At 39.8% G+C, this 7,377-nt stretch carries 7 protein-coding genes and 5 pseudogenes; 8 read left to right on the top strand and 4 right to left on the bottom strand.

What is annotated here, in order from left to right; all coding sequences use genetic code 11:
• Positions 1-481: pseudogene (locus IYQ92_RS08095) on the top strand (IS982 family transposase); the annotation flags it as partial.
• Between the two features lie 515 nt (positions 482-996).
• A complete protein-coding gene (locus IYQ92_RS08090; protein ID WP_195676182.1) occupies positions 997-1,827 on the top strand; it encodes an alpha/beta hydrolase in 831 nt (276 codons plus the stop codon).
• A 218-nt stretch (positions 1,828-2,045) separates the two neighbouring features.
• On the opposite strand, the pseudogene IYQ92_RS08085 reads toward IYQ92_RS08090, so the two are convergent.
• The 4 genes and pseudogenes from IYQ92_RS08085 to IYQ92_RS08075 all read right to left on the bottom strand — a co-directional run.
• A pseudogene (locus tag IYQ92_RS08085) lies at positions 2,046-2,544 on the bottom strand (hypothetical protein); the annotation flags it as partial.
• A pseudogene (locus IYQ92_RS10725) lies at positions 2,541-2,678 on the bottom strand (XRE family transcriptional regulator); the annotation flags it as partial. The pseudogenes IYQ92_RS10725 and IYQ92_RS08085, both read right to left, overlap by 4 nt.
• A gap of 32 nt (positions 2,679-2,710) precedes the next feature.
• Positions 2,711-3,128: pseudogene (locus IYQ92_RS10365) on the bottom strand (Rha family transcriptional regulator); the annotation flags it as partial.
• A gap of 9 nt (positions 3,129-3,137) precedes the next feature.
• Positions 3,138-3,335, bottom strand: coding sequence for a helix-turn-helix domain-containing protein (locus tag IYQ92_RS08075; RefSeq protein ID WP_195676180.1), 198 nt, complete (start codon positions 3,333-3,335; stop codon positions 3,138-3,140).
• Between the two features lie 181 nt (positions 3,336-3,516).
• Here IYQ92_RS08075 and IYQ92_RS08070 point away from each other — a divergent pair, with 181 nt between their 5' ends.
• The 6 genes and pseudogenes from IYQ92_RS08070 to IYQ92_RS08045 all read left to right on the top strand — a co-directional run bounded on the left by IYQ92_RS08070 (position 3,517) and on the right by IYQ92_RS08045 (position 7,375).
• On the top strand, positions 3,517-4,095 hold the full coding sequence (locus IYQ92_RS08070; protein WP_195676179.1) for a helix-turn-helix domain-containing protein: 579 nt from the start codon (positions 3,517-3,519) through the stop codon (positions 4,093-4,095).
• A 320-nt stretch (positions 4,096-4,415) separates the two neighbouring features.
• Positions 4,416-4,655 (top strand): hypothetical protein, encoded by a 240-nt coding sequence (locus IYQ92_RS08065; protein ID WP_195676178.1) that lies wholly within the window; start codon positions 4,416-4,418, stop codon positions 4,653-4,655.
• Positions 4,656-4,972: 317 nt separating this feature from the next.
• Positions 4,973-6,113, top strand: a pseudogene (locus tag IYQ92_RS08060) (tyrosine-type recombinase/integrase).
• A 95-nt stretch (positions 6,114-6,208) separates the two neighbouring features.
• Positions 6,209-6,445: a DUF2829 domain-containing protein gene (locus tag IYQ92_RS08055; protein ID WP_195676177.1), complete on the top strand. Its 237-nt coding sequence runs from the start codon at positions 6,209-6,211 to the stop codon at positions 6,443-6,445.
• Positions 6,438-7,136 carry a 3-oxoacyl-ACP reductase gene (locus IYQ92_RS08050; RefSeq protein WP_195676176.1) on the top strand — a complete coding sequence of 233 codons (699 nt, stop codon included), beginning with the start codon at positions 6,438-6,440 and terminating at the stop codon, positions 7,134-7,136. Before IYQ92_RS08055 ends, IYQ92_RS08050 begins: the two co-directional genes overlap by 8 nt.
• On the top strand, positions 7,133-7,375 hold the full coding sequence (locus IYQ92_RS08045) for a DUF3977 family protein (RefSeq protein WP_195676175.1): 243 nt from the start codon (positions 7,133-7,135) through the stop codon (positions 7,373-7,375). The genes IYQ92_RS08050 and IYQ92_RS08045 overlap by 4 nt, the downstream gene beginning before the upstream one ends.
• Positions 7,376-7,377: the final 2 nt, after the last annotated feature.

Genomic DNA, 7,377 nt, shown 5'->3' with positions numbered 1-7,377 from the left:
TGTCAACCTGTCCGTAATTATAGAACACGTATTTTTGATGGCTTGGCAGATATTGGTTACAATGCCTCCAAGAATCTAGGGGTTCAAAGTTCCTATGCTGGTCACCCTATCAGGCTATATTCTGAACTACGTTGTGACACCAGCATCTGTTCACGATATTAGAGCCGTTGAGGACTTACTGGAAAATTGCCATCACTCTCACATTTTGGCTGATTTGGGCTATCTTAGTCACGAGCTTAGAAATAGTTTGGAGTATAAAGGTTATCATCTTTGGACTCCCTTACGTCAAAACATGGCAGGGGCTAAGCAACATAATCATTGGAAACTAATGGCTATGAGAAGGACTATTGAGACACGTTTTTCAGAACTTTGTACGCTTTTCGATATGGAACAAACACTAGCTAGAGCAAAAACAGGATTGCAATTGAGGATAGAGCAAATCGTATTAGCTTATAATTTAAGATATTTTGAAATTAACTAGCACCACGGGGATATTTACTTCACGTTCCAACTCGGTAGGCTCTAACTCCTGCATGAGTAGCAAAAGGTCAATTATTCAATATTAGTTAACCTATCAGTTCACGAAGTGGTCCAAATCAAATCAATTTTATTTTTCCTGTAATCATGCTAGACTCCTTTATTTTATTCTTTACTATTATAACATACCTGTAAAACGAACTGAAACGAGTGAAGAGTTTTAATTTGTCCAAGGTGAATCTTCTTGGATTCAAAAAAATACCATAGTATTTAAAGTGAATTTGCTTAGATTTAGAAAAATACAGTAGTATTCAGAGTGAATTTGCTCGGACTCAGAAAAATAACATGTACACCAAGTTGAAATATTCCAACATCACAAAAAATTCGCGTGAACCAGAGTGATGTTAGTCAACATGACAAAAATATCATAACTACTGGTATCCATTGACCAGTGAATTAGCCCCTACCATTGCAAAAAATGATACAATACCCCTATCAAAACAAAAAGGAGACCCTCACATGACTCTACTAACTGTCAACGCTATGTCCCAATCCCTCATGCGGACCGTGACATTCAATGTTTACCTGCCTTCTGACAAGGTAGATATGACTGGCAATTTGATTGCTAAACCGCCTTACAAGACCCTCTACCTCCTTCACGGTATCATCGGTGACCAGAATGATTGGTTGGTGGGCACGCGCATTGCCTCAATCGCCAAGCACCACAATCTTGCCGTTGTCATGCCAGCGGGCGAGAATCAATTTTACCTGGACCAGCCTGACCACATGAACAACTACAGCCAGTTCATCGGCAAGGAGCTGCTGGACTTGACCCGCAACATGCTCCCCCTTTCTCACAAGCGCGAGGATACTTACATCGCTGGTCTCTCCATGGGTGGTTTCGGCGCCCTCCACAATGGTCTCAAGTTCCACGATAATTTCAGTGCTATCGGAGCTTTCTCTAGTGGTTTGATTTTGGAAGATGCTGTCGCTAGCACCGACGAGTCCCCAGTCCCATTCCAAAAACGTTCCTACTACAAAGCAGTATTTGGCGATTTGACCACGCTCCTAGAGTCAGACCAAAACCCAGCCTACCAAGTCCGTCAATTAGCTAAATCCAGCGCAGCCATTCCCCAGCTCTACATCACTTGCGGAACCGAGGATTCATTCCTAGAAGCCAACAACAACTTTGTCGCAGAGCTAAAAGCAAACAAAGTTCCTCATACCTATGAAACCTGGTCAGGCGGTCACGAGTGGGCTTTCTGGGATAAATCAGTGGAAAAATTCATTGATTGGCTAGGATTGGAAGATGATAGATCTGGAGTAGCTTCGGATAATATCAACGGCTAGTAACCCACGACAAACGCATGAAGAAACTATTGATTTCAGAAAACTATTTTTCATAAATTTTGAGTTATTTTTTATAAAATAGTGCTAGAATGTACCCGGAAACGGGTACTGTTGAATGAAAAAATCTAGATATCTCGATAATTTTCAAGAAAATTTCATAAAAAATGCACACGATGAAAATTTAAGTTGTGCACATTTTCTTCATGCGTTTGTCGTGCCGTTGTGACTGGTAAGCCTTGCAATTGTGACCAGGTAAGGCTAGTTAGGTCAAAAGGTAGCCCTATCTTATTTGCTATCTCTCGGATGATCTCTTTATAGGTTGCCTCGTTTATGGTGTGGCTAGGTTTTACCACAAGCCTATAACGGGGCTTTTCGGCGGTGTGTTTGATAGTTGGATAAAAATATAATATAACTGTACTTCGAAAGTCTCTCAGAAACGATTTTAGGCAGGTTTACGCCTGTTTCAATGTCATCATAATCAAGAAAAATCAAATCACGATAGATAAAAGACTGTCATTGTTTCGCTTATAGCTACCGTTTTTATCTGGCGTAACCTTACCACTCAAATAGTAGGGGGTGTGTTCGCTTATATTCTTCTAAATCAATGCCTTTAGGGACTTCTAAAGGTCTAAACTTAGAAATATATTCAAAAGGTTCTAGATTTCCCTTGTATGGATAAAGTAAAGACCCAAAGCCACGGCTTTCATATATTGTCATTTGTCCGCTCCTAAAAAGATTAGAATGTCCTCGATAGGAGGGGAGTAGCGTCGTAGTCCAGCACGTTCCCAACGTTTCAAGGTGCTATAATCTACGTCCAATTCATTTTTTATCTGCGTAGGTGTCGTTAAGCCTGTCATTCATGGATTATAAACCTCTTTCTTGTAATGGTATTATGCGCGTGTTTAGGTGCGTTTTGCCATTCGCTGACAGCTTTAACCAACTCTTTGCGTTTTGGTTTCTCTATCGCCCTCTGATAGCGGAATTCTGCCACCTCGTTACGCATGTCATAGAATGCTTTGACAAGGTTTTTTTAAACTCTCTGACTGGCTCGGTGTTTCTTAGATAGGTAACTAATAAAGTCGCCTGCTGTTCGTTTAAGTGATAAATTCTCCTAGGTCGTCCGCCTAGTGAACTTTTTCAGGTTTATGGATTTCAAATGACAAAACCCCAAACGCTTCTAAATCCTTTTTACGCTTATCAATTAGCTTTTTAACTGAAATAGTATCAATCTCAGCATGTTCAGCTATGATGTCGTACGTTGTGTACGGCTCTTTATTGCCGTCCATGTAAACAATGTTCATGATGTACACCTAATCCTCGACAGTAAGTAGTTCGTCAATGGTAACATCTAGATAATTAGCTACCTTTTGCAAGGTTTCAATATCTGGGCGCTTGGTGCGTTCGTAGTATAAAGCTGTCAAGGTACTTTTAGATAGCCCTGTTGCTTTTGCCACATCGGAAACTTTTTGGCGTTTCTTTGCTAAAAGCACGCGCATGTTATTTTTCATGTTCTTTCCTCCTTTTGATTTTTTACTAGATGAATAGGTGTGGAAGTGTTTATGAAACACCTTTATTCGGTGCATATGTGTATGGTAGCACCTTTGTTTTTCGTTATCAATGATTTTTTTCGTCGTAGTGTACTTTTTTTCGGTGTCTGTGATATAATGAATTTTGAAAAGTGTTGAATAAATGAATAGGTTAAAAGAATTACGACAAGAAAAAGGCTTGTCACAACAAGCTTTAGGTAAAGAAATTGGGGTATCATACCGAACTATACAAAACTGGGAAAATGGTGTAAATAGTATCAAACAAGACAAAGCCCAAACGTTAGCTAACTTTTTCGGTGTACATATTGGGTATTTATTGGGCTATAGTCTAAGTCGTGAACATATGCTAGTAGCATTAGAACCGTATACAGTTGATGAAGATAGTGATGACAATTTTGATTATGATGCTTATACAGCTCTTTCTGAGGTTTTAGGTGATAAGAATCTTGAAAAGATTAAAAATACCGTATCGGTTGAGTTAAAAAATAGCTTTGGTCATTATTTTGAAGAAGCTGAACCTTGGAAAATCGGTATTACTGACCAACAACTTATTGATATGTGGGAAATGCATACGAAAAAATTTATTGAATTTATTGACGGTGGGGATACCCCAAATGTTTTTAAAAAGCTTATTTTTTATTTTTCTTTACTAACCCCAAAAGAAAGGGAAAGCATAATAAATATTTTAGAGGGAATGGTTGGATTAGATATTGATTTTTAGAATTGATTGTATGTGTCACGCACCCCTATATTCAAAATCTGAAATATAAGTTTTTGAATACCTTGAAAAAGTCAAGTTTTGTCAAGTTATGTAAACCTATATCTTTCAGCATATTTCAACAAAATTAGTATTTTGCGCGTGGTCAATGTTATTCTGCTGGTAGGGTGGCTATGAGATAGAGGGCTGACGTTCCTAAATCTGACAACCTTGTCACATTTGGTACTAGTCTATTATCCTCGGAATTCAGCATTATGCGCGTGCTTAAATACAAAAAAAGAGAACTTGCAAAAGTCCTAAAATATTATCTTGAAAGGAATACCATGAAAAAACTACTCCCAATCAGCAGCATAACACTAGCCATTCTCTCTCTATTAGACAACTTTTTGTCCTTTCTCCCTTATGGTTACATGGAATTACCTATTATTGCCACAGTATTAGCTGTCATGAGCATTTTTTGGACAAAATACAAACGTTCTTCATGGGTTGCTTTTGGCATCTCCTTGATTGCACTGGCTGTTACGATATATTTTTACTATTTTCCTGAAGTCATTCCGTATTAACGGCACGTGGCTTTAAGTCCAACCATCTTTACAAAACCTATACACACCTTAGGGCAATATTAGGGCGCATACCTTTGTAAAACCTTAGTATCTACCGCTCATTTTTGACCTGTTTAAATCTCTAAAAATATACTTCTCAAAATACACGCCTAAAAAGCCCTCTAAGTGATTTTAGGGCTAAAACATATAAAAATTAGACTACTTACCCAAAATAAACGAAAATAGGGGCGTTCTTGTAACGCTCAGCATGATATAAACCCAATTCAATCTAAAATTTTTTTAATAACGGCTTGCCTGCTGATGGAAAGGTTCATATCATGAAAATAAATGAAGTCAAAAAGAAAAACGGTGCTATTGTGTACCGTGCCAATGTCTATCTAGGCGTTGACCAGGTAACAGGAAAGAAAGCTAAAACTAGCGTTACGGGTAGGACAAGAAAAGAGGTTAAGCAGAAAGCACGCGCAAGATGATTTTATATCTAATGGCTATACGGTCACAAAAATAGTACCTGTTAAGAACTATCAAGAACTGGCTGAATTATGGCTAGAAAGTTATCGGCTTACTGTTAAACCTCAAACCTTCATAGCAACTAAGAGAATGCTTTATAATCACCTAATACCTGTCTTGGGTTCTCTAAGACTGGCCAAGCTATCTGTTAGCTATATACAAAGTTTTATCAATGACCTATCTACTCAGCTAGTTCATTATGCTGTGGTTCACTCAATAAACAGGCGTGTCTTACAGTATGGGGTGTCCCTCTAGCTATTGCCATTTAATCCAGCTAGGAACATTATTCTTCCTAAACAGCCTAAGCGTGAGAACAAGGCTATCAAATTCATAGCTTCAGACGACTTAAAAGCTCTAATGTGCTACATGGAAAGGCTGTCTAATCAGAAATACGGTCATTATCTTGATTATGTCCTGTACAGTGTTTTACTTGCTACTGGTTGCCGTTTTGGTGAAGCAGTAGCCATAGAATGGTCTGATATTGACCTAGAGAATGGAACTATCAGTATAACCAAGAATTACAGTAGGTTACTAAAGTTGATAGGTACGCCAAAGAGTAAAGCAGAAATTAGGACAATCAGCATAGACAAGAAAATAGTCAATATACTAAGGCTTTATAAGAACAGACAGCGACAATTATTTTTAGAGACTGGGGCGCGTGTTTCTTCTGTAGTGTATGCAACTCCCACAAAGGAATATCAAAACATGGCAACTAGACAGGAAAGCCTAGATAGGCGGTGTGCTGAAATTGGTATTACGCGCTTTACTTTCCACGCTTTCCGCCATACTCATGCTAGTTTATTGCTAAATGCTGGTATCAGCTACAAAGAATTACAATACCGCCTAGGTCATGCCACTTTAGCTATGACCATGGATATTTATAGCCACCTATCCGCGGATAAAGAAAAAGAGGCTGTTTCATATTACGAAAAAGCCATGAATAGTTTGTAAGTCCACAAAAAGGTGAACAAATTTATTTTTAAGAACTCATAGGCTGACTGAAAAGCCTATTAAATCAACGTTTACAGACAATAAAGGAGAAAACCATGACATTTGAAGAAATATTACCAGGACTTAAGGCTAAGAAAAAATATGTTCGCACAGGTTGGGGCGGTGCTGAAAATTATGTGCAGCTCTTTGATACCCTTGAAGTTAATGAGCAAGAGTTGGAAGTGACACCTTATTTCCTCATCAACGTATCTGGCGACGGTGAAGGTTTCTCTATGTGGGCACCGACACCTTGCGATGTCTTAGCAGAGGACTGGGTTGAGGTCAATGACTAGGACGGTTTTGGTGACGGGTTGTGCTTCTGGTATTGGTTATGCACAGGCTCAGTATTTTTTAGAGAATGGCGACCGTGTTTATGGTGTGGATAAGGCAACTTGTCCACCGCTTGAGGGCGATTTTCATTTCCTTCAACTGGACTTATCCGCTGACTTGTCCCCACTATTCACGTGGTTGCCGACGGTTGATGTCCTCTGCAACACGGCTGGGATTTTGGATGATTACAAGCCCTTGCTAGATGTCTCGGATAAGGAACTTGAAGGACTGTTTGGCATTGATTTTTTCGCGACAGTCAAGATTACTCGCCACTATCTCAAGGATATGGTAGCCAAGCAAGCTGGGATTATCATCAACATGTGCTCTATTGCTAGCTTCATGGCAGGGGGCGGTGGCGCAGCCTACACAAGTGCAAAGCACGCTCTCGCTGGCTTCACGCGCCAGCTAGCATTGGACTACGCCAAGGACAAGGTTCAGATTTTTGGCATCGCGCCGGGTGCCGTCCAGACTGCCATGACCAAAGCCGACTTTGAGCCTGGGGGACTTGCTGATTGGGTGGCCTCAGAGACGCCTATCGGGCGCTGGTCACAGCCCAGCGAAATCGCAGAGCTGACAGGCTTTTTAGCCACAGGCAAAGCCAGCTCAATGCAAGGTGAAATCGTCAAGATTGATGGCGGGTGGAGTTTGAAGTGAGAAAATACATCGAGTTTGGTTATGGTAATACTTGGTGGCTACGGACAGAGTTTGAGCAATCTGACGGAACAGAATACGAAGTCAAAGGGATTGCTGGAAAAATAAAACCTATATCGGTTTACTTGTGTATCTGGATAGGTCAGCAAGTTTATATACTAGATTTAAAAGAAGGCTTTAAAAAGCAGCAAAAAAATCGCAGAGCAATTAAAGTTGTTTTTGGCATTGCATCGGAGGTTTAGTT

The organism is Streptococcus sp. HF-1907 (assembly GCF_015594605.1).
In the GTDB taxonomy this organism is placed as follows: Bacteria; Bacillota; Bacilli; order Lactobacillales; family Streptococcaceae; genus Streptococcus.
Note: the sequence above shows the minus strand (reverse complement) of the source record. Positions and strands in the feature narration are given on the sequence as shown.

What these genes read in the sequence shown, in the direction of transcription:
- IYQ92_RS08055 (WP_195676177.1), top strand. Translation starts at nt 6,209, where the DNA reads ATGACATTTGAAGAAATATTACCAGGACTTAAGGCTAAGAAAAAATAT.
- IYQ92_RS08090 (WP_195676182.1), top strand. Translation starts at nt 997, where the DNA reads ATGACTCTACTAACTGTCAACGCTATGTCCCAATCCCTCATGCGGACC.
- IYQ92_RS08075 (WP_195676180.1), bottom strand. Translation starts at nt 3,335, where the DNA reads ATGAAAAATAACATGCGCGTGCTTTTAGCAAAGAAACGCCAAAAAGTT.
- IYQ92_RS08050 (WP_195676176.1), top strand. Translation starts at nt 6,438, where the DNA reads ATGACTAGGACGGTTTTGGTGACGGGTTGTGCTTCTGGTATTGGTTAT.
- IYQ92_RS08065 (WP_195676178.1), top strand. Translation starts at nt 4,416, where the DNA reads ATGAAAAAACTACTCCCAATCAGCAGCATAACACTAGCCATTCTCTCT.
- IYQ92_RS08070 (WP_195676179.1), top strand. Translation starts at nt 3,517, where the DNA reads ATGAATAGGTTAAAAGAATTACGACAAGAAAAAGGCTTGTCACAACAA.